This window comes from Vibrio sp. ABG19 (assembly GCF_029962385.1).
GTDB lineage: Bacteria > Pseudomonadota > Gammaproteobacteria > Enterobacterales > Vibrionaceae > Vibrio > Vibrio ostreae.
Genome location: NZ_CP071708.1, coordinates 1418740 through 1443257 on the forward strand (window position 1 = coordinate 1418740; position 24518 = coordinate 1443257).

Consider the following 24518-nt stretch of genomic DNA (forward strand, 5'->3'; position numbering starts at 1 on the left):
TAGGTTTTTTGTCATTATTTGTTCAATAAATACATTAACTAACGCCATATTTGGAAAGAAAAATGAAAATTACTATTGCCGGCACAGGCTACGTCGGCTTATCAAACGCAATGCTGTTGGCGCAGAATCATGAAGTGGTGGCTATCGATATCATCGAAAGCAAAGTTGAAATGCTTAACAATAAGCAGTCGCCGATTGTAGATACAGAGATCGAAGATTTCCTGGCCAACAAGGCACTTAACTTCCGTGCCACGTTAGATAAGCAAGATGCGTACGCCAATGCCGATTTCGTTATCATCGCAACCCCCACGGATTATGATGTTGAAACCAACTACTTCAACACACGTTCTGTTGAATCTGTGATCAAAGATGTTATGGCGATTAACCCGGGCGCGGTGATGGTGATTAAATCGACCATCCCTGTCGGTTACACCGAGCAAATTAAGCAAGAGCTGGGCTGCGATAATATTTTGTTCTCGCCTGAGTTCCTGCGTGAGGGCAAAGCCCTTTACGATAACCTGTATCCTTCCCGCGTGATTGTCGGTGAGCAAAGCGAGCGTGCGCAAACTTTTGCAAACCTGCTGGTTGAAGGGGCGATCAAAAAAGATATTCCGGTTCTGTTTACTAACTCAACAGAAGCAGAAGCAGTCAAACTGTTTTCTAACACTTACCTGGCAATGCGTGTGGCTTACTTTAACGAGCTGGATTCCTATGCAGAAGTTCACGGCTTGGATGCCCGCCAAATTATTCAGGGTGTCGGGTTAGATCCTCGTATCGGCGGCCATTACAACAACCCATCGTTCGGTTACGGTGGCTACTGCCTGCCTAAAGATACCAAGCAACTGCTGGCGAACTACTCTAACGTGCCGAACAACATGATTCGTGCCATTGTCGATGCCAACAGCACCCGTAAAGATTTCGTGGCCGATTCTATTATCCGCCGTGCGCCCAAACGCGTAGGTATCTACCGTTTGATAATGAAATCCGGCTCAGATAACTTCCGCGCGTCTTCTATTCAGGGCATTATGAAGCGCATTAAAGCGAAAGGGATCGAGGTTGTGATTTACGAACCGGTTCTTAAAGAGAACGAGTTCTTCCACTCTCAGGTGGTGAGCGATCTTGAAGCGTTCAAAGCCATGTCGGATGTGATTGTGTCCAACCGTATGACGGCGGATCTCGAAGATGTGGCCGATAAGGTCTACACCCGTGATTTGTTTGGCAGTGACTAAACAAGCATAAAGCAGAGGCTCAGCTTGGCCTCTGCGTTTTCCATTCATCTAAGTTAATTGGCTAGAATATCATGATTAAGAAATGTCTTTTCCCCGCAGCAGGTTATGGCACCCGTTTTTTACCTGCGACTAAATCCATGCCGAAAGAGATGATGCCAGTGGTGAACAAACCGCTGATCGAATACGGCGTTGAAGAAGCGATTCAGGCAGGGATGAACGAAATGTGTGTCGTTACCGGCCGTGGTAAACACGCGCTGATGGACCACTTCGATAAAAACTACGAGCTGGAACACCAAATCAGTGGTACCAGCAAAGAGTCTCTGCTTACCGATATCCGTTCACTGATCGATGCGGCCAGTTTTACTTACATTCGCCAGAGCGAAATGAAAGGCCTAGGCCACGCGATTTTAACCGGTCGCCCGTTAGTGGGGGATAACCCGTTCGCCGTGGTACTGGCCGATGACCTGTGTGTCAACCCGGATGAAGGCGTACTGGCGCAAATGGTTGCGTTGTACAACCAGTTCCGTTGCTCTATTGTTGCGGTGCAAGAAGTGCCAGAATCAGAAACACACAAATACGGTGTGATCTCGGGTGAGATGATTAAAGATGACATCTTCCGTGTTGATGACATGGTCGAGAAGCCAGAGCCGGGCACTGCACCAAGCAACCTGGCGATTATCGGCCGTTATATCCTGACTCCGGATATCTTTGATTTAATCGAGCAAACCGAGCCGGGCAAAGGAGGCGAGATCCAAATTACTGATGCGCTGCTCAAGCAGGCAAAAGCGGGTTGTGTACTGGCGTATAAATTTAAAGGCCACCGTTTCGATTGCGGTAGTGTTGAAGGTTACATTGAAGCAACAAACTATTGTTACGAGAATTTGTATCAATCACCTGGTAAGTCTGAGAAAAATCAAACCGATATTAAAGCAGCGTAAATAAGCAGGCTCTGCTATCAACCAGAGCCTGCTTATACCATTACTTTTCTTTTCCCTTCTATTCGTTGGTTTTCGATTCTTTCTTAATAAGATGAACAAGTCCTGCTGGGCAGAGTTTACTAATGGTTATAATGAGATATTCCAAATGTTTAATGGGAAAGCTCCTTCTCCGTTCTAGCGCGATACTGAAGTAACTATGGTTTCTAAGCTGTACACATAGGCTTTAGACTTTTTCAGGTATATTCATCAACCTAACTTTATGCATTGCTGATAGGTATCCGTCCCATGAACCTACGGGGCAATTTGCTAGTGTTTGAAGCTCCATGGCAGAAGTGCATCGATATCAGGCTCAGCTTTCGCTAACTCCTTCATGCACTTGACCATGTAGTCGTAGAGGATGAGACCGTTGGCTTTCGCTGTCTCAACGATGCTGTAAAGCATCGCACTCGCTTCAGTCCATTAGGATTGGTCGAGAAGAATTTTTTCTGCCAATGACCAGCGGTTTAATTGCGCGTTCAGCTCGATTGTTGTCGATGGATAAATGGCCGTCGTCAATGTAGCGAATGAGTTTCGGCCATTGTCCAAGCGTGTATTTGATCGCTTTACCTAACGCACTTTAACCAGCCCTGCTGCGTTGTCATCCATTCGTAAAGCGCATCCAATATCGGTTTGGCGTATGTTTGACGCTCGACTTTTCGATGTTCAGAAGAGGCTCCTTTTAAGCACGATTCTATTTCATAGAGTTTTTGGATTTTCGCCAATCCCTTATCCGCTTTGCCCGACCTTCCTTTGCCTTTCAGCTTCTTCGCCTCCATGAACTTACGCCGAGCTACCGAGACTGGTCACTTGGTGAAGACCATCATACGCACCATAGCCATCGGTTTGCAGGTAGCCGTCATAGTCACCAAGGAAGGCGACAGGACATGCCCTCGCGCGACTGTTTTGATAGTCGTACAAGGCGATATTTTTTACATCAGGCAGGGCGGCGTCAGGCGAGGCTGCACCCGAACAGTACAGCCACATATAACACTGTTTCTCTTCCTTGAGCACATTGAGCGGTGTTTCATCCGCTTGAACCACCACTTGTGGCAGTAGGTATTCCTTCAAGGCGGCATAGCGGTGCGAACTTCTCACTGACTTGGATAACCCACCTTGCCATGGTGGTGCGTGATAGCTCGATACCCGACTAAGTAAACAGGGATTCTTGGCGATAAAGTGGCATCGCGTATTGGTATTTACCGAGGATAATGTTGGCCACTGCAACGTGAGTAGCTTGATACCTTGTGGGCTTTTCAACGACTTCGGTTTTAACAAAGCCAACTGAGTTCGGTTTTTCGATGTGCTTTAATTGTTGGCGCTTAGCAAAAAAAGTGGAAAGGCTCAGGCCGTTACGTTCACAGAATAGTCGTTGTGATAGCTGGCTGGATTCATATTGTTCGAACAGGGTTCGCCACTCTTGGTTAGTGCGTCGTTTAACCATGCCAAATCTCCTTTGGGTTGGAGGTTTGATCTTATTATTCGGGCTAGACGATCTAGACGATTAGAATGCGGGGTTTATGATGCGCTTACGGATAGAGAGCAAACTGCGCAAGTTGTTTTATTCGGAGGGATTGACAGTCAGCATACCGAAAAATAAAACCCCGGAACATAAGCTCTGGGGTTTACGGAATGCCAGCATGATATGACAGTTATTAACGTGATTGTGCTCTCAGCTGGTCTCGACGTGAAGACTGTTGTCCGTATCTCCAGCGACGAATCGCTGAGGTAATCCGCCAAACATAGCTAAGAAGTGTCGTGTAAATCAGGAAAGTGGCAATAAATGTGTAGAACATGGTAGCTTCACTGATGTCTGCGGTTTCGCCATAAATACCAAATGCTGCAAAGCCAACAGCAATAGTACAAATGGCCAAGAGTGTCTGACGCGAGCTGAGTCCAAGGCGTTGAAAAATGTGGTGCAGATGCTCTCGATCTGGTTTGAATGGGGAGTCTCCACGCTTTATTCGCCGAATCATAATTGCAGCCATGTCCATCAAAGGTACTGCTATCAGCCACAGAGCGGTCACCGGTCGCATCAGAGAATGACTCTCCACTTGACTGGAACCCAAAAGTAGCCAAATCACAGTAAATCCAATCATCATACTGCCCGCATCGCCCATGAATATTTTACGTTCACGTCCTAGTATGCCCAGATTCATAAAGATGTAAGGCAGCATCGCCACGATAATTACCACGCACAAATAAGCCAGACCGTGCTGACTGTCAACGTTCAGCACGAAAGCTAATGCACCAAATGTGACGACTGACAGCCCACCAAGAAGACCATCAATGCCATCAACCATGTTAAACGCATTGATAGCACCAATCACTGCAAAGATGGTTACAACGGAACCGAACCAGCCTAAATGAAGATCACCGGTACCAAAAAGGTTGCCCAGGCTGCTAAGTTCAATGCCGGTTACATGCATCATGATCAGTGACAGTAGAGTCTGAACAATAATACGCACCTTGACGCTCAGGTCGTATTTATCGTCCAGCGCACCAACTAAGGTCAGTGTCATGATTGAGAAGATGAATAAGCCGCTGTAGCGGATGAGATCTGGCCGGAAGGCCAGGAAGAGAGTTAATACGATACACGTAGAAATACCGCCCACTAGAGGGACGGTGCCTTGGTGGAGTTTCCGTGCGTTCGGTTTATCGACTAAACCAATTTTTTTTGCAATTTTTCTTAATAAAAAGAGTATTACAGACGCACTAAGGAAAATGAAAGTAAGTTCCAAAATCATAGCCTAGCCATTTTATTCCGTTGAAGGGTGTTGTTTATTTTTCACTGCTGTAGGAATTTTACCCCAAAAAAATGGTCTCTAAAAGTTAGTTACCATGAATACTGGCTAGTCATTTTTAAACATAAAAGTCCTATTTTTGTACTTTATTGCGAGTCTGGTTAATAGAATCAGTCTGTTATCATGATATATGTATCTTTTATCTGTAGAAATAAAGTTCGAAAATAATAGATTCGTTCCAAAGGTCGATTGTAACCTGTATGTTTTCTCTTTTTTGAGAGTTTTTCCATTTTTTTCATTATTATGGGATCTGTTTTATATTTAAGAATAGGGATGATGGGGGAAACACCGCTGGTTCAAGTTGTTTTGTTTTCATAATATTCAAACTAGCGATGTTGAGGCGACGCGTGTTACGCAGTCACTCAAATTCATTAGAGCAGTATAGTTTGAGTTGCTACTTGTTGACATTCCGTCTTACATTCATCTTATTAAGTAGTGTACGTTAAAAAAGTTTTGACCATTGCTTCCTTCTTATATGCAGCTCTGATGAGGCTTGAACTCGATGTGGCTTTAGGCTCTCATAATCGTTATGTTAATCTCTTCGTTTGACGATGACTTACAAAGATAGTTGCTTTCAACGTTTTTCGTAGGATTGGATATAAATAATGAAGATATTGGTAACAGGCGGAGCGGGTTTTATTGGATCTGCGCTGATTCGGTATTTGATACAAGAGACCACAGAGCAGGTTATCAATGTTGATAAGCTTACGTATGCAGGCAACCTGACATCGCTTGGTCAGGCCGCTGGCAGTGAGCGTTATAGTTTCGAGCAAGTCGATGTGTGTGATGCGGTGCAGTTGCAACGCGTGTTTGCCACTTATCAACCCGATGCGGTGATGCATCTTGCTGCCGAGTCTCACGTTGATCGTTCAATTGAAGGGGCGGCCGAGTTTATCAAAACCAATATTGTCGGCACTTATCAATTGCTGGAAGTCGCCAGAGATTACTGGTCGCAATTACCCCCAGAACAAAAAGATATATTTCGTTTTCATCACGTTTCAACCGATGAGGTGTTTGGTGATTTGCATAACTCGAACGAGCTGTTTACTGAGCAAACACCGTACGCTCCTTCCAATCCCTATTCCGCCTCTAAGGCATCCAGTGATCACTTGGTGCGAGCGTGGTCACGAACTTACGGTTTGCCGATAGTCGTCACCAACTGTTCCAACAATTATGGCCCTTACCAGTATCCGGAAAAACTCATTCCTTTAATGGTCTTGCGGGCGTTACGTGGGCAGAGTCTGCCGATATTTGGTGATGGACAGCAAATTCGCGACTGGCTGTTCGTTGATGATCATGCCCGCGCGCTGTATCAGGTGCTTAAATTTGGTATCAGCGGTGAGACGTACAACATCGGAGGCCATAATGAGAAGACGAATCTTGAGGTTGTCACTACCCTGTGCGAGCTGCTGGAAGATTTGGTAGCGGTAAAACCTGACGGCGTTAAACGGTTTACCGATTTGATTACCTATGTTGCCGATCGTCCCGGGCACGATGTGCGCTACGCCATCGACGCGAGCAAAATTCAGCGCGAACTCGGGTGGCAGCCACAAGAATCGTTTGAGTCCGGGCTGCGCAAAACCGTGCAGTGGTATTTAGACAATCAGCAGTGGCTGCTGGAGCATGTGTAACTAGGCTATACGATACTGGAATAGGGATTACGGTTGCCGTATTTCCAAGCTAGCTAACCTTTCCACGACTGCCTGCCAAGCCGGGCTGGCGCTATCAAAGAAATAACTGTGGCCCTTGATGGGGTCGAAGCGCTGATTGAAACGGCTGCAGTCGATGACATCCAAATCCGGGAGCGGGTGTTTGGGGCCGCTGTGGCCAAGGCGGCGGGTGTAGACCCGGTTTTTCACATTCATCACTTTGCTGGCCGGCATGGCCAGATCGTCTTTGGCGTAAAAGCAGGTCAGCTGCTTGCCTGCCTGGGTTATCCAGTAACCTTCTTTATCTTCTTCCAGCACATCGTTCGGGATGTCTGCGGCCATTAAAAATATCTGATCAAACAATAGCGGTACGCCCTGATTGCCGTACGAGGTAGCGAAGCTGGACAAGGTTTTCAGCATCACCCGGTTGCCCATCGAGTGCGCGAGCAGTGAAATGGGCCGGTAGCAGGGTGTGTCGGCGTGCCGTTCCTGCCACAGTAACAGCTTGCCCAGAGCGCGGCTGAATATCTGCCCGGACAGTTCTGCGGCCAGCTGGTCGTCCCAGTAATCGCGGATGATGCCAAAGTTGTTATCGCACGGCCAGATCACCGGGATCAGCACGGTTTGGCTCCCGGCATCATCAAGCATCGCCTGCAGCTGTTGCGCGCGGGGCAGGATGTCTTTATACGGTTGATTGTTGAAGCCGTGAATATAGATCAACACTTGCTTCGCTTTGGTTTGCTGCAGAGTACGCATCCACACTTCGCTGCCGAGTTCGACGGTGTAGTCGCCCTGCTGCTGACAATACAAAATCGACTGCGACAGTTCATTGCTGGCGACAAAACGCTGTTTATCCAGCTTGCGGTTGGTGATCAGTAACATGGCCTGGCTCCGGATTGATGGAAAGGGATAAATCAATGCAAAGCTGTGGTTGTAACCGTATTTCAGCCTGTAACCACTATTGAAAGTGCCGCACTGCGAGTGAGTGTTCAGCGATGGCTGATAAGGCAACAGGCCGTTGCTTTGCAGGCGTTAAGTGACTCGCAGATGTGAGGGCGGGTGAGGGGGTTATGCGCGGATGATGCGTTTTTCGAGCCACTTCAAAGCGGGCAGCGAAATCGCGGGGCAGGTGCAATGCCGGGTTTGAAATCTGTCGCAGAGTGCTCAGTGCGTCCGGTTAATCCCCCGCTTTTCAGACTATGCTGCTAGTAACGGCAGGCCACGCCGGGAAGGTTGCCGGCTCTGCTACTCAGCGCTTCGCGCTATGCGGAGTGTCACTTCAGCTTTACAAGGAAACGCGCATGCAACTGATACATCATGGTGGTAAACATACGGTAACCGGCTCGTGCCACGAGCTGCGGGTCGATGACCTGGCGGTACTGATCGACTGCGGCATGTTTCAGGGCCAGGATGTGCAGGACGCCGAGGCGGAGTTTGATATCGAGCCGATTCAGGCGTTGCTGCTGACCCATGCCCATATTGACCACATCGGCCGTCTGCCGTGGCTGATTGCGCTTGGCTTCAGCGCGCCGATTTACTGCACGCCGGCCACGGCAGAGCTGATCCCGCTGATGCTGCAAGATGGCATGAAGCTGCAGTCGGATTTATCCGCCAAACAGCGCGAAGTGGTGCTGGATAAAATCGATCATCTGCTCGAGCCGGTTGAGTACGAAACGCTGTTCCGGATTGAATCGCCGCTCGGACATATGTTGCAGTGTCAGTTTGTCCCGGCCGGACACATTCTCGGTTCGGCCTATGTGGAAATCCAGTTGCCGAATCAGGAAGTGATCATCTTCTCCGGCGATCTGGGGCCGAGTAATACGCCTCTGCTGCCGGATCCGGTTGCGCCGATGCATGCCGATTACCTGGTGCTGGAAACCACCTATGGCGGTTCGCAGCATGACGGGGTGGAAGTGCGCGCGCAAAAGCTCAATGAGATTATCAGCCGCTCGCTGGCCGATGGCGGCACGATTTTGATCCCGGCGTTCAGTGTCGGCCGCACCCAGGAGCTGCTGTTTGATATTGAGCAGTTGGTTTATCAGCATCAGATCAAGGCCGACCTGCCGATTATTCTCGATTCACCGATGGCGCAAAAGGTGACGGAATCGTATCGCCGCTTTAAACAGTTGTGGGGTGAGGAGGCTAAGCAACGCCTGGAAATGCACCGTCATCCGCTCGCGTTTGACCAGTGTGTCCTGATTGAAGATCACCGCTCGCATCTGGCGCTGGTTAATCGCCTGGCTTCAACCGGTGAAGCCTCGATTGTGGTCGCGGCTTCCGGCATGTGCGAAGGCGGGCGGATTGTTGATTATCTCAAGGCCTTACTGCCGGATGAGCGCACCGATGTGATTTTTGCTGGCTTTCAGGCGCAAGGCACGTTAGGCCGTGCACTGATGCAGGGCGATAAAACCGTCACTATTGATGATGAGGAAATTGTGGTGAATGCACAGATCCACGTCATGTCGGGTTATTCGGCCCATGCCGATCAGGAGGATTTACTCAATTTTGTCCATGGCCTGGACGACAAGCCGAAAGCGGTGCATCTGATCCACGGTGAGCAGAGCGCGCGTGAAGCGTTTGCCGCGCTGCTGCGCAGTGAAGGGTATAACGTGGTGGATTAAACCCGCCAGTTATTGGATTCAATCCGTCAGTAATAAAAAGGCCGCGCCCAGTGATACCGGACGCGGCCTTTTTATCTCGGGTTCCGTTGTGGCAGCTCAGGGCTGAATCAGTCGGAACTCGGATTTGGTCAGAATCGCATCTTCCAGTGCTGACAGGCCGATGGTGCTGTAACCGTAAAAGTTCGGAATCAGATTGTGACGCAGGGTTTGCGCGGCATCGCTGACATCATCGCCCAGCAGCATATCGTCAACCAGACGGCCCAATTGGGCACGTTGCTGCTCACTCAGGCTGGTTTCAAAATCCGAGTAGCCGCTGACCGAGTTATACAGAGTATTGAACTCGCCGCCGGTGTTCTCTTCAATGTAGTAGGTCAGCATACGCGACAGCGCAGCACGCAGATCACTGACGCCTTCCTGGTCGCCAAAGTGGCTGCGCAGCAGATCGCTGCCGCCGGACGATTTGCTGGTATCCGGCATAAAACCGTTGGCCGGAAAGACCAGGTAGGCCGCAATCGCATCATCTTTGATCACTGCTGACAGCACAAAGCGGTCATCCTGATAATACTTGATCACATCACCGGCGCCGGAGCGCTTGATGTAAACCGGCGCGCCCAGTGCTTCATCCAGCACGCTAGCCGAAGCGCGCACGTAGACTTTATCCAGCTTGTTCTGGGAGGGAATGTCGGTGAACTGGGCCAGCGAGAAATCGTAGATTTTCTCCAGCGCGTCCATGCTGTCATTAAAACTGCCCAGCGCAATCGCGACGATAGAGACCAGAGCGATGATTTTGCCCCACTGCTGTTTCAGTACACTGCCTTGTTCAGCCTGTGGCTGCCCGGACTGGTCCAGAGTTTGTTGCTGATTTGACATGACTACTCTTTCATCTCTTTCAGTTTATCGACAATGGCATCACCACTCTGACTGACCATTTCTGTCGCCAGGTCTTCGATGTTATCGAGCGAGTCCTGACCCAGCCAGTCAATGAGGGTGTCCTTATATTGCATACCGATATAGATACCGGTCACGATTAAAATTATCGGCATTAAGCGCAACATCGCCGCTGCTCCTGTTTCTGTTGCTGTTGCTTGGCCCGCAAGAGGCTTAAAGCGCGCTTTGCGGTTGGTAGAGTGCAATACGTGCCGATACCTTTTTCAGATAATTCTTGGTTTCGTCGTAAGGCAGGTTGGTCATCAACTGCTGGTATACCTGCTGCGGCGTCAGTTGGTTGATGGTGGTGGCGGCTTTACGAATATTGGTTGAACGATCCGGGTTAAAGGCGCGCGCCACGTTGCCAGCCCCTGTGTTATAGGCGGCGATGGTGCAGTACAGCCGGCTCTGCTCATCCTTAATGTTTTTCAGGTACTTGCTGTCGAGAATATGCAGATAGGCGGTACCGGTTTCGACGTTGACCGGCGGCTGATACAGCTCGGCTTCGCGCATGGGGGCATCAATGTTTCGTACCTGCAGATTGACATCGTGACCGGCGGTGGTCGGCACGATTTGCATCAGACCAAAGGCCGGCACGTGGGATTTTGCCTCCGGGCGGAACGCCGATTCACTGTGCATGATCGCCATGACCAGCGCCGGGTTGACCGAGAACTTTTCGCTCTCTTGCTGTGCTATCGGCTGATACTGCTGAGCACGTTTGGTCAGGCTGTTATTGGGCAGGCTGATCTTGTAGCTGACGATTTTTTTCGCAGCAGGCTGAGATTTCTCGTTTGGCTGGCTGCTTTGGGTTTGTGCTGCCTTTGCTGCTTGCGCACTTGCCTTAGAAGCCGTCGCTTGCTGCGCGCCAGTTTCCGGCTGTTGCGTGCTGACGGTGGCAATCTGACGCTCAGTTTGTTCGCCGTTATTATTTTGCTGACCGGCGGTGTTTTTCTCACCGGCATTATTTTTTGAAACGGAAGCGTGTTTAGAAACAGCTTCGCGTTTAGAAACAGGATCGCTTTGAACCACGCTCTTCGTTGGCTCGCTGGTTGTACGCTCAGGTTCCGGTATGCCGAGTTCTGCCCGTTTTGCGCTGTACTGTTCACGGATTGCCTGGATGCGCAGTTTGGCTTCATCAATCAGGGCCAGCTTTTTAATGTAGGCGCGCTGATAGATAAATTGATCACTGATGCCGATATTGGCCATCACCAGGCGTTCGGCCTGGACATCAAATTCGTTCATCTGGGAGCGGGTCTGGCTGAGGACAAAATCTGTTTCCCGTTTTTCTTCAGCGCCTGAGTATTTGACGCTCTGCTGGTATAGGGTCGCCTGGTTCAGGTCGGCCGTTGCGCCATCCGGTAATGCGGTTTGTGCCAGTAGCAGTTGCTTGGCCTGCTCATCACTCATGCTGGCGTCGACCAGGACAGATACGGTTGCGGTGTTGTCCTGATAATCGACCACTTTTCTCACCGTACTGTCGGTGCTGTATTCCACATCTGTGGTGGCATCGGAGATTTGCGCGCTGCCCCACTGGTCAATCAATTGTTGGCGCTTGTGGTCGAGGTCGCGGGTGTAATCTTCGCGCCACGTTTCGTATTCATTCAGGCGCTCATCGACCCATTTGGCAAATTCGGCAGAGCGATCCTGCGGATTGCGTACCTGGGCGGTGGCTTGGGTCAGTTCGGCGTCCTGGCTTGTCGTGGTCGCATGGGCGATAAAACTGCCGGAACAGAGAGCGGAGAGTGAAAGGGCGATAAGTGTTTTCGAAAATAGTCGCATTGGCAGGTCCTAACCAATCGATCAGCGAGTGAGACACCAGCAGGGAGAGTCCTTCTCCCTGCTGATATGATTTACCCGTCTGAATACTTCTGTATCAGGTTAAGCAGTGATGACCATGGCGAAGCAGAGGGAAATCACGGCTTATCCGCTTTGATATCACATGGTTTTCAGTGAATTCAGCGCATTGCTAAGCTCTTGCTCAGCTTTCTCTGAATTGAACTGGCTCCACAGCTGAGACTCTTTGGCCGCCGCATCGACTACCTGATCCACGTTGGCCTGATAGGTCGCTTTGTCCATACCCACCAGTACGTACAGGCCGCCGGTCGGACTAACCTGGCTGACGATCAGCTTGCTGTTAGACAGGCTGCGGGTCACCACGTTTTTGGTTACGCTTTCAAACGTCTCAACCACGCTTTCGATCGCGCCGGTTTCATCGGTATCGACCGAACTTTCCACCGCTTGTTTAAACAGGTTGTTGACGTCGGTCTGGAATTGCGCGGCCAGTTGTACGCGTGCTTCGTTGATGGCCACTTTGCGCATCACGCCCATACCCGCAACGCTTTTTTTGGCGTAACCCATGGCTCCGGCTTCCAGATCGTTTGGCATCACATCACAGATCCAGGCGGGTGCTTCTGTGGTTGGTGCATCCGGGAAAGTACACTGCGCGAACTGCTGCGCTTGCTCTACAGTTTGAGTGCTGTTACATGCCGCCAGCGACAGTGCCATCAGGCTCATTAATATCGTTTTTTTCATGGTTTATAGTCCCGCCGTTTCCATCATGTTTTTGGTGTGGCACTGCAAATCAAATAAGTTTTGGCACGTTGACGGTACGATTTTCGCCGCATCTCCAATATGCAGTTTCAGTGCTGTTTCTTCGTCGATGTTCACCCAGGAATATTTTGGCTTGATGCCGTGCTGAGGGTTGTTGACCACTTCACCTTCACCGACAGCAAAGGTTTCTTTCTCACCGGAAGCGTTTTTCATAATGGTGGAGAAAGAGACTTCGTCGTTTGGTTGCACGTTTTTGTCTGAACCCACACCGATTTTAACCATAGAGCCGGTTTCACACTGACGCAGCTCCAGTACCGAGGCTTGTGCTGCCAGCAGCTCTTTGATGTCGCCACTATATTCAACCGCTTCTGCCGCCGCTTTGGTTGCCATGCCTTTGTAGCTGGCCGGCGAGATAGGGCAACGTGAATCACGGGTTTCGCTGGTGGCACTTTCATCGCCACTGATCTCAATGCGTTTCACCAGAGCCATATCCGGCAGGGAAACCACTTTGACGATCGCTTTGACGTCGACGGTAAAACTGCATTTCGACGGCACACGTTTGGTTTCGCCTTTTTTGGTTTTATAGGTGTAAGACTCACTGAAAGACGCCGACAAATCTGAGTTGGTGATTTCGGTCAGCACAGCGTAATCCGCAATCGGCACGCCCTTGGTGTTGTAACGGCCGCTTTGTTCTGCCAGCTTGATTTCACTTTTCAGTTTGTTGGCCAGTTTACGGTCGACCAGTTGAGTACCTGTGCTGATAACCTGACTTTCCAGTGAGTTACGCATACTCGACTTCATGCGTTTCTGCGCACTGTCTTCATATTCCATATCGACAGGTAATACGATCACTTTACGGTCTTCACTTGAGGCTGCGGTCACTGCCGCTTGTGCTAATGGCACGGCGGTATCCGGGGTACAGATGGCATCTTCCCCCATCAGTTTACAGCCAGAAAGTAGAACCGACACACCCAGCGCCACTGCGGTTGGTTTGAACATAATAGACAACTCCATATTGTTATTTTCTTTATTTATTTGAACCCGGGATCTTGCTGGTTTAATACCAAGCTTTTCTTATTCAATCCCGTGCCTCTGTTTATTGAATTCCAAGTGAAGTCCACAGCCCTTGAGCGCTGACAGTGTCTGCGAAATTGCGCTCAGCCCCTTCTTTCGAGAAGGTATAATTGGTCAGTGAGTTACCACTGGAAATAATCTCGTGACTCGCGAGTATGTTGCCGTTACGACCCTGGAGTTTTAGTGTCGTAAACTGCGTAGAAATATAGGCTTGGCCGACCGTGCTCTGGCGCAACTGTGACGTTAATTTGAGTACGTGGGTGGTATTTGGGGTGCCGCTGAAGGTGGTTTTCAGGCTTTGCTTGGAAAACTGCTCTGCCAGTAGCTCAGCGCTTTTTTGATCTTTGCGGCTGGCGGAGACGCGGATAACAATGCCGGACTGCGCTTGCGCCAGTGCCGAGGCCAGCTGGTCGATACTTTCTGCCTTAGGTATATCGTCCTGACCGAGGGCGCGCAACATCGCCTGACGCACGGCAACGGCCTGAGCTTGCTCGCTTTGCGCGCGGTTGGCCAGCCACCACAACAGGGCATCCTGATGCTGGCGCTGTTGCAGCACGGCTTGTGCATGACGGTTACTCTGTTCAATCTCGGAGCGCAGCTGGCGCACCACAGTGTCGCGGCTGACTTTCGCCTGGACGTAGTAACCGATATCGTTCTTAGCGACCTGCGGATAATCGATGCCGGTCAGAGTGATATTGGCGGTTTTGCTGTTGACATGGTTATCGATGAGAGAACTGGCATGCTCAGACTGGTTACGGCTCTGGACGATGTCGCGTGAGACAAACGAGGAGTTGATTTGGGTCCAGAGCTGGGCATTGATTTGACTGAGTGCCGATTGCTTGGCCTGAGTCAGATTGAGGCCCTGACCGACGGCGGTGAGGTACTGCGGGTCATTGGTTGGTGGTGCGCTGTACCAGTCCGGCGCGGTGGTCGACTGACAGGCCAACAGCGTGAGACTGCATAAGCCGAGAATGAGCTTTCTTTTTATGGTTAGCATGTTATCAAATCAGTGGCACTACAAGACGTGTTTGTGCACTGAATACTATATGTATGTGTTTTTGAGATAAACGCATTTCTTGGTAGAGTGTCACATTTTTATGAGTCAGATCAGGTTTTTGACTTTTTTCTGACAATTGAGAATGTCATGTAATTGCTTGGATAAAAAGGGCACAACCTCGGTTTCGAACCATGGGTTTTTCTTCAACCACAAAGTATTACGCGGTGACGGATGCGGCAGCGGCACATAGTGCGGCGCCCAGAGTTGCCACTGGCGCACGGTTTCGGTCAGAGTCTTTGGCTTCTCTGGCTGAGTGGCCCCGGATAAATAATAGTTCTGCGCGTACTGGCCGATCAGCAGTGTCAGTTCAATATTGGGCAGTTGCTGTAATACTTTGGCGTGCCACAGTGGCGCGCACTCTTTGCGTGGCGGCAGGTCGCCGCTTTTGCCCCGTCCGGGGTAGCACAGCCCCATTGGCATGATGGCAACCTGGCGCGGGTCGTAAAAGGTGTCGCGGTCGATGTTGAGCCAGCTGCGCAGCCGGTCGCCGCTTGGGTCGTTCCATGGCACGGAGCTTTGGTGCACTTTAAGCCCCGGCGCCTGGCCGATGATCAGGATGCGTGCATCGCCATGAGCCTGAATCACCGGGTTAGCGCCGAGTGGCAAATCGGGTTCGCACACCCGGCAGTGACGGATCTCCTCCAGCAGCGGCTGCAGCGGATCGGTGGTGGGAATGTCTGCGCGGCGCATCAGTAACCTTTACTGAAATCGATACGGTGCTGGAGGCGGAAGCCGTCGCGCCACAGGGCGTAGTTGGCGGCAAAAATTTCCACGACCTGCTCAGGGAAGCTCAGCGCAGCAATGTGTGGCGTGACGGTAATCGCCGTATGGCACCAGAATGGATGGTCAGCGGTCAGTGGCTCGCTGACAAACACATCGAGAAAAGCGTGCGCCAGCTGGCCGGCGTCGATGGCCGGGATTAGATCGTCTTCCACCAGAGTTTTGCCACGTCCGACATTAAACAGCAATGCCTGGTGACAGTGGGCAAAAGTCTCCGCGCCGAGCAGGCCAATGGTGTCCGGTGTATTGGGCAGGGTGTTGACTATGATGTCCGCTTTCGCCAGTGCCGCGCCCAGTTCGTTGACATGATAGGTAGTGGTGAACTGGCTCTGTTTGGGTGGAATGCCGGAGCGGTTGACGCCAATCACTTCCAGGCCGAAGGCACTGGCTACCTTGGCCAGATGGCTGCCAATGGAGCCGGTGCCGAGTATGGTCATTGTTTTGCCGCTCAGTGACTGATAGAGGTGCGGTTGCCACCGTTGCTGAGTTTGCTGCTGTTGATAGCAGGCAAAATGGCGGTAATGGCTTATCGCGTAGCCCAGCACGTATTCGGCGATTTGCTGGCCGAAGATGCCTTTGACATTGGTCAGCTCATAATCCTGGCGCAAGCCCGGTGCCATCAGGGCGTCGACCCCGGCATAGGCCGACTGCAGCCAGGTGAGGCGCGGGAAGTCATTCAGGTACGGCGCGGCCATTGGCGGTGCAGCCAGTAGCAGGGTGGCTTCATCCCGGTTGGTGGTGATGGTCAGGTCCGGCAGATTGAGCGTTTCAATCGCCCGGCGATAGAGCTCATCATGCTCGGTTAAAATATACAGCTGATGCGTAAAATTGTTCATAGATGCGCCTTTTTTCCCCGCTGGTTATCCAGTACACTTCCGCTGTCTTTATCCGCAACGAATTGAGTGACCATGTTACAGACATCAAATGGGTTACAGAACCCTTTGCAACTTCGCCTTGAGAAGTTTGAACCTTGGCAACAGATTACCTTTATGGCGAGCCTGTGTGAACGCATGTACCCAAATTACGCCATGTTCTGTGAACATACCCAATTTGCGGATCCGCGTCGTTACCGTGATATTCTCGATGCGGTGTGGGAACTGATGACGGTGAAAAACGCCAAAATCAACTTCGAGCGTCAGCTGGAAAAGCTGGAGGAGTTGATCCCGACGTCAGAAGAGTTTGATATTTACATGGTGTATCCGGCGATTGATGCCTGTGAAGCACTGGCGACTCTGCTGCACGGTCTGCTCGATCGTGATGGTTTGTACGAATCGATGCAGAAAGTCAGCCAGATCTCGGTCCAGACTGTGGCTCAACTGGAAGAAGCACAAACCGGTGAGAGCATCAGCAACGCTAACCAGAAAGAGAATGAAGCGGTGTGCGGTGAATGGGATGTGCAGTGGGCGCTGTACCGTCCGCTGCGTGAAGCGACCGAGCGCGATATCGAGCTGATTAAAGACCTGCGTTTTGAGCTGCGTGATGAGTGCGTCAGCAACATTGGTATTGAACTTTAATCCTCTTGGTTCGGATGGATGGTGAGAAGCAGGCTTTTTAGCCTGCTTTTTTTATGTTGTTTGTCTCGTCCTGAAATGTGTCTCGTCCTGAAATGTGTTTACACATTGAGGACGAATGATGACTACTTGCCTCTTAGGTTTTGCAAGTCGAGCCTGTCTCGGTAAATCGGGTTTATTTCTGAAAATCGTGCCTGTTTGTGTAAATCAGGGAGCAAGGTACGGCAAAGCAGCATGTTCATTTCAGCGTTTTTTCAATGTCAGGTCGGGTTTTTGTTATAAAAGATGACGGACACACAAAACGCCATCTGAATACGGTACCATGCTCAATGTCTGTGCGTAGTGTGGTGCTGGGTTATCCGGCGGCAAAGTAATAAGGAGAGGGTATGTGGCAGTCTGTTGAAAACTGGCTGAGCCAGAACGGCATTGAAATGACGCAGTTAATGCAGATTTCGAAGGCATTGGGGCTGATTGTCCTGATTGCGGTCGTGGTGCATTTTATTTTGCAGCGCGGCATTGTCGGTACGCTCAAGCGCCGCGCGGATCAATCACGTGCGATGTGGCGCCATGCGCTGTTCTCCGGTAAGTTATTCAGCCGTATTTTCCTGGTTATTCAGGGCATGCTGATCGGCATACAGGCTAATCTCTGGCTGTCGCAGGAAAGCATCATCCGCGAATGGATCGTGACGCTGGTGGCCTTGTGGGTGGTGTTGTTTACCCTACTGGCGCTGTTCTCGGCGCTGGATGTGGCCGATACCCTGCTGGCGCGCACGGCCTTCGGACGCAATATGCCGGTACGCGGCATCGTCCAGAGCCTGAAAATCGTCTTCTTTGTCATCGCTGCACTGCTGGCGACCTCGATTATGGTCGACAAGTCGCCGGTGATCCTGCTTAGTGGCCTGGGTGCGATGACCGCAGTTATTATGCTGGTGTTCCGTGACCCGATCCTGGGCCTGGTGGCGGGGGTGCAACTCTCTGCCAACAAGATGCTCAGTGTCGGTGACTGGCTGGAGATGCCGAAATACGGCGCTGACGGTGATGTGATTGATATCAGCCTGACCACAGTTAAAGTGCAGAACTGGGACAAAACCATTACCACCATCCCGACTTATTCGCTGATCTCCGACTCGTTTAAAAACTGGAAAGGGATGCAGGTTTCCGGTGGCCGGCGTATCAAGCGCAGTGTGCTGATTGATGCCACCAGTGTGCATTTTCTGTCGCCGCAGGAAGTGGAGCAATTGACCCGCGCCAAATTGCTCGAGCCCTATCTGAAACACAAAGTGGAAGAGATCAGTGCTTTTAACCAGCGTCATAACTATGACGACGGCAGCCTGATTAACGGCCGTCATCTCACCAACCTTGGCAGTTTGCGTGCTTATCTGGAACGTTATCTGCGTGCCCATCCGGAAATCCACCAGTCGATGACCCTGATGGTGCGCCAATTAGCACCGACGCATGAAGGTATTGCGATGGAGTTGTACTGCTTTGCGGCCAATACCGAGTGGGTTGAATATGAGCGTATTCAGTCGGATCTCTTTGACCATGTTTATGCGGTGCTGCCGCAGTTTGGTCTGCGCGTGGCGCAGGCGCCGACCGGCAGTGACTTTCGCCGTTTAAGCCCGGCTGCGCCGCAAGCCTGGATTGAACCCGCGCTGAATGACGAGCGGGCCTCACAGCAGTAACCGCTGCTGCCAACCGATAAAAAAGCGCCGCTCTGCAATCAGGGCGGCGCTTTTTTCTGCGTACTGTCAGGCGCTGAGATAGCGGTTAGAAACCGGATTTGGTTTGATCGTCCTCATCATCGCGGCTCTCACGTACCCCGTGCTCGGCTTTCCAGCGTTCCCAGCGTTCGGTGGCGAGCTTTTGCATATCGGTGGTGCGGTCAGCTTCATCGATGATCTCTTCTCCCAGCAGGTGTTCAAAGATGTCTTCCAGGGTCAGCAGCCCCTGTACTGTGCCGTATTCATCCACCACCAGGGCCAGTTGCAGTCGTCTTTGCATCATCTGCTCAAACGCAACCGGCAAGGTCTGGGTGTTGAGCAGGACATGGATCGGACGCATTACCGCGCCCAGCTGCTTGCTGCCCAGCTTGTTCTGCTGCAGACGGAACAGCTCCAGGCGGTGGACGAAGCCGATAATGTTATCGGTGGTTTCGGTGTAGATCAGCGGGCGCGAAAACGGCGTATCACGGTGCTGGGTCAGGAACTCATCAATGGTCAGCTCGGCCGGAACCCGGAACAGCACCGTACGCGGCGTCATCACCTGGGTGACCAGTACATCGCGGATCGCGAGCAGGTTGTGCAGCATTTTCGACTCACCTTCCGCCAGTTCGCCGCTTTCATCGGCCAGCATCGCCATCGCCGACAGCTCTTCACGCATGCGCGGCAACTGACTGTTGCTGGCCAAACGGCGAGTGATCTGCTGCGAAAACCAGACGAAGGGGGCCAGAATCCAGACCATCCAGCGCAAAATGACCGCGGTGAGCGGCGCCAACTGGCGCCAGTAAGTGGCGCCGATAGTCTTCGGCACGATCTCCGACAGTACCAGAATACCGAGCGTGAGTGCGGCAGAGAACAGGCCAAGCCACTCGCTGCCGAATACCAGCGCGGCCTGGGCGCCGGCACTGGCCGCGCCTATGGTATGGGCAATGGTGTTTAAGGTCAGGATCGAGGCCAACGGGCGGTCGATATCCGCTTTGAGCTGAGCCAGCTTGTCTGATGACGGGTGGGATTGTTGGCGCAACTGCGCCAGGTAACTGGGCGTAATACTCAGTAGTACGGCTTCCAGGACAGAACAGATAAACGATACGCCAATCGCAATCGCGACGTAAATCGTAAGCAAAAACATGGAGCTTCCTTAATGGTTCATCTACCCCGCTAAGGGTGACATTATGTGACGAAAAAACAACAGCAACTGCTGCTTTTTTGTCTGCACTCAATCAGGTAAAAGCCTTGATATGACAAGGCTTAAAGAGGATTTTCCTGCTAGAGCCAGGGATATTTTGCGTTAAAAATAAGTCAGGCGCTCGCGGCATTGGGTAACAAATTGTGAGTGAATACTCATATTATGGTTAAAACTACGTCAGAGAGACACAAGTTACGCGACAAACCTTTGCCAGACGGGGCATTTATGCTTTAGAGTGAACTCAATTCGATAACCTATGAGAAGGGAAACCTAATGAACAAGACCCAATTAATCGACTTTATTGCCGAAAAAGCAGACCTGTCTAAAGCTCAGGCAAAAGCTGCTCTGGAAGCGACTCTGGGCGCGGTTGAAGGCGCACTGAAAGAGGGTGACCAGGTTCAACTAATTGGTTTTGGTACATTCAAAGTAAATCACCGCGCAGCGCGCACCGGTCGTAACCCTAAGACTGGCGAAGAGATCAAAATCGAAGCAGCTAACGTACCAGCGTTCGTTGCTGGTAAAGCACTGAAAGATTCAGTGAAATAATCTATACTACGCCGAGATTCTTAGTCTCGGCGTTTTTTCATGATGAAACCATTTCTTCTCTCCGCTTTCAGTGCGGCCTTATTGGCCGGATGCGCCACTTCTCTTCCGTACGATCCCCTGCAGCTCCAGCAAATCAGTGATTACAGTGGCGGTGAAACCGCAGGCGACGCGACCAGCTTTTACTGGACCAGCGCGCGGCAGGATCAGACTGTCTCTGCGGCTGATTACGTGGTTTCGCAGCGATTTGGCTGGTATCAGTCCAATTATCGCTGGGACGAAGGTGAATTGCGCGAAGTGGTTCGCGAGGGTATGCAGCCGAAAGAGCGCCAGCTGGTGCCTTACCGGGTGCAGATCCGCTTTGATAAAAACGGTGATGCGATTTATCAGCAGTACCGGGTCGATGGCAAAGTCCTGCCACTCAATCAGAATCAGCTCGCTCAGTACCAGCAGCAGGCCAGTGAGCTGGTTGAGAAAACCAGGCAGCTCGACAGCCAGGGGCTGACCCTAATTCAGGGCATCTGGGATGGGGAGGTGTTTGAAAGCTGCTCCGACACCGACTACAGCAAGGTCGAATTCAATCAGACTCTGCCGGATTTTGTCGTCAGCCGGTTATCCTCGCTTGATAGTTATGTCGCATTTCTTGGTTCGGCGGATAAACAGACGGTACGCATCGACCAAATCCTCATTCTGGATGATGACAGCCACGACTGTGTGAAACGCCCGGCTCTGATCGCTGAGCAGGACGGATAAGGTTTGACTCTGCTGATGCAGATCAGAAATGCATAAAAGAAAAGGCGCTCAATGAGCGCCTTTGGTCTGTCTGAGCCTTGGTGAAAATACCGAGGCTTAACTGAGGAGCGAACCGGTCACTCCGTCAGCCTGCTTATTTTTCCGCCTGCTCGCGTGCAATTGCACGGTAGCCGATGTCATTGCGGTGGAACATGCCGTCCCAGCTGATTTGTTTCGCCAGCTGGTAAGCGCGTTGCTGCGCTTCAAGCACAGTGTTGCCCAGCGCGGTTGCGCACAGTACGCGGCCGCCGTTGGTCACCACCTGGCCATCTTGGTCTGTGGTACCGGCGTGGAACACTTTCTCGCCTTCCACGTCTGTGGTTGGCAGGCCGGAGATGACATCGCCTTTAGCGTAATCGCCCGGGTAGCCGCCAGCGGCCAGGACGATACCGATTGAGGCACGTGGATCCCACTTAGATTCAACCTGGTCCAGTTTGCCGTCGATAGCCGCCAGACACAGTTCCACCATGTCAGACTGCATACGCATCATGATGGGTTGCGTTTCCGGATCGCCGAAGCGGCAGTTGAACTCGATCACTTTTGGCGCGCCGGATGCGTCGATCATCAGGCCAGCGTACAGGAAGCCAGTGTACGGGTGGCCTTCAGAAGCCATGCCGTTCACGGTCGGGTAAATTACTTCCTGCATGATGCGGTCGTGGATTTCCTGAGTGACCACTGGCGCCGGAGAGTAAGCACCCATACCGCCCGTGTTCGGGCCGGTGTCTTTGTCGCCGACACGTTTGTGATCCTGGCTGGTGGCCATCGGCAGAACGTTTTTGCCGTCAACCATAACGATAAAGCTGGCTTCTTCGCCGTCCAGGAACTCTTCGATCACCACGCGGCTGCCGGCATCGCCAAACGCGTTGCCAGCCAGCATGTCTTTGATCGCATCTTCAGCTTCTTGCAGCGTCATCGCGACGATAACGCCTTTACCTGCCGCCAGACCGTCGGCTTTAACGACGATTGGTGCGCCTTGCTCACGAACGTAAGCCAGCGCCGGTTCGATTTCAGTGAAGTTAGCGTAAGCCGCCGTCGGGATGTTGTGGCGTGCCAGGAAATCTTTGGTGAACGCTTTTGAGCCTTCCAGCTGCGCCGCTGCTTCGGTCGGTCCAAAGATTGGCAGGCCAGCGGCGCGGAATGCATCCACCACACCAATAACCAGTGGCGCTTCCGGACCGACGATAGTCAGTCCAATCGCGTTGTCCTGGGCAAACGCTACCAGGCCAGGTACATCTTCTACGCCGATGTTGACGTTTTGCAGTTTCGCTTCCAGCGCAGTACCCGCATTACCTGGTGCAATGAACACGGTCTCAACCGCAGGGTTTTGCGCGACTTTCCAGCCCAGTGCGTGCTCACGACCACCAGAACCGATAATTAAAACTTGCATAATCTATCCTAACGAAAAGAATAAATGCCCAGGGCTAATCAGCCCCGGGACCTCATAAATAAATTAGTGACGGAAGTGACGCATACCAGTGAAGATCATCGCCATGCCGTGCTCGTCTGCTGCTGCGATAACTTCGTCATCACGCATTGAGCCGCCTGGCTGAATCACACACTTGATGCCCGCTTCGGCGGCTGCATCGATACCGTCACGGAACGGGAAGAACGCATCCGATGCCATTACTGAACCGGCCACTTCCAGATTCTCATCCGCGGCTTTGATACCGGCAATTTTCGCCGAGTATACGCGGCTCATCTGGCCTGCGCCGACACCGATAGTCATGTCGCCTTTTGCGTACACGATAGCGTTTGATTTAACGTATTTCGCGACTTTCCAGCAGAACAGCGCATCTTTCAGCTCTTCTTCGCTTGGCTGGCGCTTAGACACCACTTTCAGGTCATCCAGAGTCACCATACCCTGGTCACGGTCCTGTACCAGCAGACCACCGTTAACACGTTTCAGATCGAAACCTGTGGTCTTGGTTGACCATTCGCCACACTCCAGCAGACGGACGTTTTTCTTCGCCGCTACCACTTCAACCGCTTCGGCAGAAACTTTCGGTGCGATGATCACTTCCACGAACTGACGCTCAACGATAGCTGATGCCGTTTTAGCATCCAGCTCCTGGTTGAAGGCGATGATGCCGCCGAACGCAGAGGTCGGGTCAGTCTGGTAAGCGCGGTTGTACGCTTCCAGAATGTCGCTGCCCAGTGCCACACCGCATGGGTTGGCGTGCTTAACGATCACACACGCTGGCTCTGCGAACTCTTTGACGCATTCCAGTGCGGCGTCAGTGTCAGCGATGTTGTTGTAAGACAGAGCTTTACCCTGAATTTGACGCGCAGTAGAGACGGACGCTTCTTGCGGGTTCGCTTCCACGTAGAACGCGGCGTTCTGGTGGCTGTTTTCGCCATAACGCATGTCTTGTTTCTTGATGAACTGCTGGTTGAAGGTGCGTGGGAACTGAGATTCTTCGTCGCCTTCTTTGTTCTCGCCGTAGCTTGCTACCATGGTACCGAAGTAGTTCGCGATCATACCGTCGTAGGCGGCAGTGTGCTCGAATGCGGCAATAGCCAGGTCGAAACGGGTATTCAGAGTCAGCGATTTGTCGTTGGCATCCATTTCTGCGATGACGCGATCGTAGTCGGTTGCGTTCACGATGATGGTCACGTCTTTATGGTTTTTCGCTGCAGAGCGAACCATAGTCGGGCCACCGATATCGATGTTTTCTACCGCATCTTCCAGTGAACAGCCTTGTTTGGCAACGGTTGCTGCGAATGGGTAGAGGTTCACGACTACCATGTCGATTGGGTTAATGGCGTGAGTGGCCATTACGTCATCATCCTGACCGCGACGGCCCAGGATGCCACCATGAACTTTCGGGTGCAGCGTTTTTACGCGCCCATCCATCATTTCTGGGAAACCGGTGTAATCGGAGACTTCAGTCACAGCGATACCTTTTTCAGCCAGCAGACGAGCCGTACCGCCAGTAGACAGGATATCAACACCGCGCTCAGCGAGCGCTTGTGCGAACTCAACAATGCCAGTTTTATCTGATACGCTGATCAGTGCACGGCGAATAGGACGAGCGTTATTCATGCTTCCATTTTCCTTTAATTCATGGAGTTAATGACGAAAGATGTTTGCCAAAAGTGTTCA

The 24518-nt window shown here is 51.6% G+C and carries 21 protein-coding genes and 1 pseudogene; 8 read left to right on the top strand and 14 right to left on the bottom strand.

From position 1 onward, the window contains the following. Window positions 1-62: 62 nt before the first annotated feature. Together J0X00_RS12755 and galU are read left to right on the top strand one after the other, a co-directional pair. Window positions 63-1229 (top strand): nucleotide sugar dehydrogenase, encoded by a 1167-nt coding sequence (locus J0X00_RS12755; RefSeq protein WP_282478199.1) that lies wholly within the window; start codon window positions 63-65, stop codon window positions 1227-1229. A 71-nt stretch (window positions 1230-1300) separates the two neighbouring features. Beyond that, window positions 1301-2167, top strand: a complete 867-nt coding sequence (gene galU, locus J0X00_RS12760) for a UTP--glucose-1-phosphate uridylyltransferase GalU (protein ID WP_282478200.1) — start codon at window positions 1301-1303, stop codon at window positions 2165-2167. 306 nt (window positions 2168-2473) lie between these two features. Here the strand turns inward: galU and J0X00_RS12765 are convergent. Beyond that, window positions 2474-3425, bottom strand: a pseudogene (locus J0X00_RS12765) (IS66 family transposase); the annotation flags it as partial. Window positions 3426-3858: 433 nt separating this feature from the next. Next, on the bottom strand, window positions 3859-4950 hold the full coding sequence (wecA, locus tag J0X00_RS12775) for a UDP-N-acetylglucosamine--undecaprenyl-phosphate N-acetylglucosaminephosphotransferase (protein WP_282478201.1): 1092 nt from the start codon (window positions 4948-4950) through the stop codon (window positions 3859-3861). Between the two features lie 662 nt (window positions 4951-5612). On the opposite strand from wecA, the gene rfbB reads away from it, so the two are divergent. After that, window positions 5613-6638, top strand: coding sequence for a dTDP-glucose 4,6-dehydratase (rfbB, locus tag J0X00_RS12780; protein WP_282478202.1), 1026 nt, complete (start codon window positions 5613-5615; stop codon window positions 6636-6638). A gap of 27 nt (window positions 6639-6665) precedes the next feature. On the opposite strand, the gene J0X00_RS12785 is transcribed toward rfbB, so the two are convergent. After that, window positions 6666-7538, bottom strand: coding sequence for an alpha/beta hydrolase (locus J0X00_RS12785; RefSeq protein ID WP_282478203.1), 873 nt, complete (start codon window positions 7536-7538; stop codon window positions 6666-6668). A gap of 419 nt (window positions 7539-7957) precedes the next feature. On the opposite strand from J0X00_RS12785, the gene J0X00_RS12790 reads away from it, so the two are divergent. Continuing rightward, window positions 7958-9277, top strand: coding sequence for an MBL fold metallo-hydrolase (locus tag J0X00_RS12790; protein WP_282478204.1), 1320 nt, complete (start codon window positions 7958-7960; stop codon window positions 9275-9277). 96 nt (window positions 9278-9373) lie between these two features. Here the strand turns inward: J0X00_RS12790 and J0X00_RS12795 are convergent, their stop codons facing one another. From J0X00_RS12795 to J0X00_RS12830, 8 genes are all read right to left on the bottom strand, one after another. Continuing rightward, window positions 9374-10147, bottom strand: coding sequence for an ETEC_3214 domain-containing protein (locus J0X00_RS12795; protein WP_218562466.1), 774 nt, complete (start codon window positions 10145-10147; stop codon window positions 9374-9376). 2 nt (window positions 10148-10149) lie between these two features. Further along, on the bottom strand, window positions 10150-10332 hold the full coding sequence (locus J0X00_RS12800) for a hypothetical protein (protein WP_136487180.1): 183 nt from the start codon (window positions 10330-10332) through the stop codon (window positions 10150-10152). A 46-nt stretch (window positions 10333-10378) separates the two neighbouring features. After that, window positions 10379-11983, bottom strand: a complete 1605-nt coding sequence (locus J0X00_RS12805) for a transglycosylase SLT domain-containing protein (protein ID WP_282478205.1) — start codon at window positions 11981-11983, stop codon at window positions 10379-10381. Window positions 11984-12139: 156 nt separating this feature from the next. Continuing rightward, window positions 12140-12736 (bottom strand): LPP20 family lipoprotein, encoded by a 597-nt coding sequence (locus J0X00_RS12810; protein ID WP_136487178.1) that lies wholly within the window; start codon window positions 12734-12736, stop codon window positions 12140-12142. A 3-nt stretch (window positions 12737-12739) separates the two neighbouring features. After that, window positions 12740-13753: a hypothetical protein gene (locus tag J0X00_RS12815; RefSeq protein ID WP_136487177.1), complete on the bottom strand. Its 1014-nt coding sequence runs from the start codon at window positions 13751-13753 to the stop codon at window positions 12740-12742. Window positions 13754-13850: 97 nt separating this feature from the next. Continuing rightward, window positions 13851-14825 carry an LPP20 family lipoprotein gene (locus J0X00_RS12820; RefSeq protein ID WP_282478206.1) on the bottom strand — a complete coding sequence of 325 codons (975 nt, stop codon included), beginning with the start codon at window positions 14823-14825 and terminating at the stop codon, window positions 13851-13853. 105 nt (window positions 14826-14930) lie between these two features. Continuing rightward, window positions 14931-15575 (bottom strand): uracil-DNA glycosylase family protein, encoded by a 645-nt coding sequence (locus J0X00_RS12825; protein ID WP_282478207.1) that lies wholly within the window; start codon window positions 15573-15575, stop codon window positions 14931-14933. Further along, window positions 15575-16501, bottom strand: a complete 927-nt coding sequence (locus J0X00_RS12830; protein WP_282478208.1) for a D-2-hydroxyacid dehydrogenase — start codon at window positions 16499-16501, stop codon at window positions 15575-15577. The genes J0X00_RS12825 and J0X00_RS12830 overlap by 1 nt, the downstream gene beginning before the upstream one ends. Window positions 16502-16573: 72 nt before the next feature. On the opposite strand from J0X00_RS12830, the gene J0X00_RS12835 reads away from it, so the two are divergent. Continuing rightward, window positions 16574-17179 (top strand): DUF416 family protein, encoded by a 606-nt coding sequence (locus tag J0X00_RS12835; protein ID WP_136487173.1) that lies wholly within the window; start codon window positions 16574-16576, stop codon window positions 17177-17179. Between the two features lie 383 nt (window positions 17180-17562). Further along, the gene (locus J0X00_RS12840; RefSeq protein WP_136487172.1) at window positions 17563-18858 is read left to right on the top strand and encodes a mechanosensitive ion channel family protein; all 1296 of its coding nucleotides are present in this window, start codon (window positions 17563-17565) and stop codon (window positions 18856-18858) included. Window positions 18859-18943: 85 nt separating this feature from the next. Here the strand turns inward: J0X00_RS12840 and J0X00_RS12845 are convergent, their stop codons facing one another. After that, complete coding sequence (locus J0X00_RS12845) at window positions 18944-20023, bottom strand: hemolysin family protein (protein ID WP_136487171.1); 1080 nt, start codon at window positions 20021-20023, stop codon at window positions 18944-18946. Window positions 20024-20353: 330 nt separating this feature from the next. Here J0X00_RS12845 and hupA point away from each other — a divergent pair, with 330 nt between their 5' ends. Next, a complete protein-coding gene (gene hupA / locus J0X00_RS12850; protein ID WP_136487170.1) occupies window positions 20354-20626 on the top strand; it encodes a nucleoid-associated protein HU-alpha in 273 nt (90 codons plus the stop codon). 42 nt (window positions 20627-20668) lie between these two features. Next, window positions 20669-21376: a DUF1481 domain-containing protein gene (locus J0X00_RS12855; RefSeq protein WP_136487255.1), complete on the top strand. Its 708-nt coding sequence runs from the start codon at window positions 20669-20671 to the stop codon at window positions 21374-21376. Window positions 21377-21509: 133 nt separating this feature from the next. On the opposite strand, the gene purD is transcribed toward J0X00_RS12855, so the two are convergent. Together purD and purH are read right to left on the bottom strand one after the other, a co-directional pair. After that, window positions 21510-22802, bottom strand: a complete 1293-nt coding sequence (gene purD, locus J0X00_RS12860) for a phosphoribosylamine--glycine ligase (RefSeq protein WP_218562462.1) — start codon at window positions 22800-22802, stop codon at window positions 21510-21512. Between the two features lie 63 nt (window positions 22803-22865). Then, entirely contained in the window at window positions 22866-24458 is a 1593-nt protein-coding gene (gene purH, locus J0X00_RS12865; RefSeq protein ID WP_136487168.1) for a bifunctional phosphoribosylaminoimidazolecarboxamide formyltransferase/IMP cyclohydrolase, read from the bottom strand. Window positions 24459-24518: the final 60 nt, after the last annotated feature.

Coding starts and splice junctions, on each gene's coding strand:
- J0X00_RS12785 (WP_282478203.1), bottom strand. CDS start 7,538: ATGTTACTGATCACCAACCGCAAGCTGGATAAACAGCGTTTTGTCGCC.
- J0X00_RS12810 (WP_136487178.1), bottom strand. CDS start 12,736: ATGAAAAAAACGATATTAATGAGCCTGATGGCACTGTCGCTGGCGGCA.
- hupA (WP_136487170.1), top strand. CDS start 20,354: ATGAACAAGACCCAATTAATCGACTTTATTGCCGAAAAAGCAGACCTG.
- purH (WP_136487168.1), bottom strand. CDS start 24,458: ATGAATAACGCTCGTCCTATTCGCCGTGCACTGATCAGCGTATCAGAT.
- wecA (WP_282478201.1), bottom strand. CDS start 4,950: ATGATTTTGGAACTTACTTTCATTTTCCTTAGTGCGTCTGTAATACTC.
- J0X00_RS12840 (WP_136487172.1), top strand. CDS start 17,563: ATGTGGCAGTCTGTTGAAAACTGGCTGAGCCAGAACGGCATTGAAATG.
- J0X00_RS12815 (WP_136487177.1), bottom strand. CDS start 13,753: ATGTTCAAACCAACCGCAGTGGCGCTGGGTGTGTCGGTTCTACTTTCT.
- purD (WP_218562462.1), bottom strand. CDS start 22,802: ATGCAAGTTTTAATTATCGGTTCTGGTGGTCGTGAGCACGCACTGGGC.
- J0X00_RS12755 (WP_282478199.1), top strand. CDS start 63: ATGAAAATTACTATTGCCGGCACAGGCTACGTCGGCTTATCAAACGCA.
- J0X00_RS12795 (WP_218562466.1), bottom strand. CDS start 10,147: ATGTCAAATCAGCAACAAACTCTGGACCAGTCCGGGCAGCCACAGGCT.
- J0X00_RS12845 (WP_136487171.1), bottom strand. CDS start 20,023: ATGTTTTTGCTTACGATTTACGTCGCGATTGCGATTGGCGTATCGTTT.
- J0X00_RS12825 (WP_282478207.1), bottom strand. CDS start 15,575: ATGCGCCGCGCAGACATTCCCACCACCGATCCGCTGCAGCCGCTGCTG.
- rfbB (WP_282478202.1), top strand. CDS start 5,613: ATGAAGATATTGGTAACAGGCGGAGCGGGTTTTATTGGATCTGCGCTG.
- J0X00_RS12830 (WP_282478208.1), bottom strand. CDS start 16,501: ATGAACAATTTTACGCATCAGCTGTATATTTTAACCGAGCATGATGAG.
- J0X00_RS12835 (WP_136487173.1), top strand. CDS start 16,574: ATGTTACAGACATCAAATGGGTTACAGAACCCTTTGCAACTTCGCCTT.
- J0X00_RS12855 (WP_136487255.1), top strand. CDS start 20,669: ATGAAACCATTTCTTCTCTCCGCTTTCAGTGCGGCCTTATTGGCCGGA.
- J0X00_RS12820 (WP_282478206.1), bottom strand. CDS start 14,825: ATGCTAACCATAAAAAGAAAGCTCATTCTCGGCTTATGCAGTCTCACG.
- J0X00_RS12805 (WP_282478205.1), bottom strand. CDS start 11,983: ATGCGACTATTTTCGAAAACACTTATCGCCCTTTCACTCTCCGCTCTC.
- J0X00_RS12790 (WP_282478204.1), top strand. CDS start 7,958: ATGCAACTGATACATCATGGTGGTAAACATACGGTAACCGGCTCGTGC.
- galU (WP_282478200.1), top strand. CDS start 1,301: ATGATTAAGAAATGTCTTTTCCCCGCAGCAGGTTATGGCACCCGTTTT.
- J0X00_RS12800 (WP_136487180.1), bottom strand. CDS start 10,332: ATGTTGCGCTTAATGCCGATAATTTTAATCGTGACCGGTATCTATATC.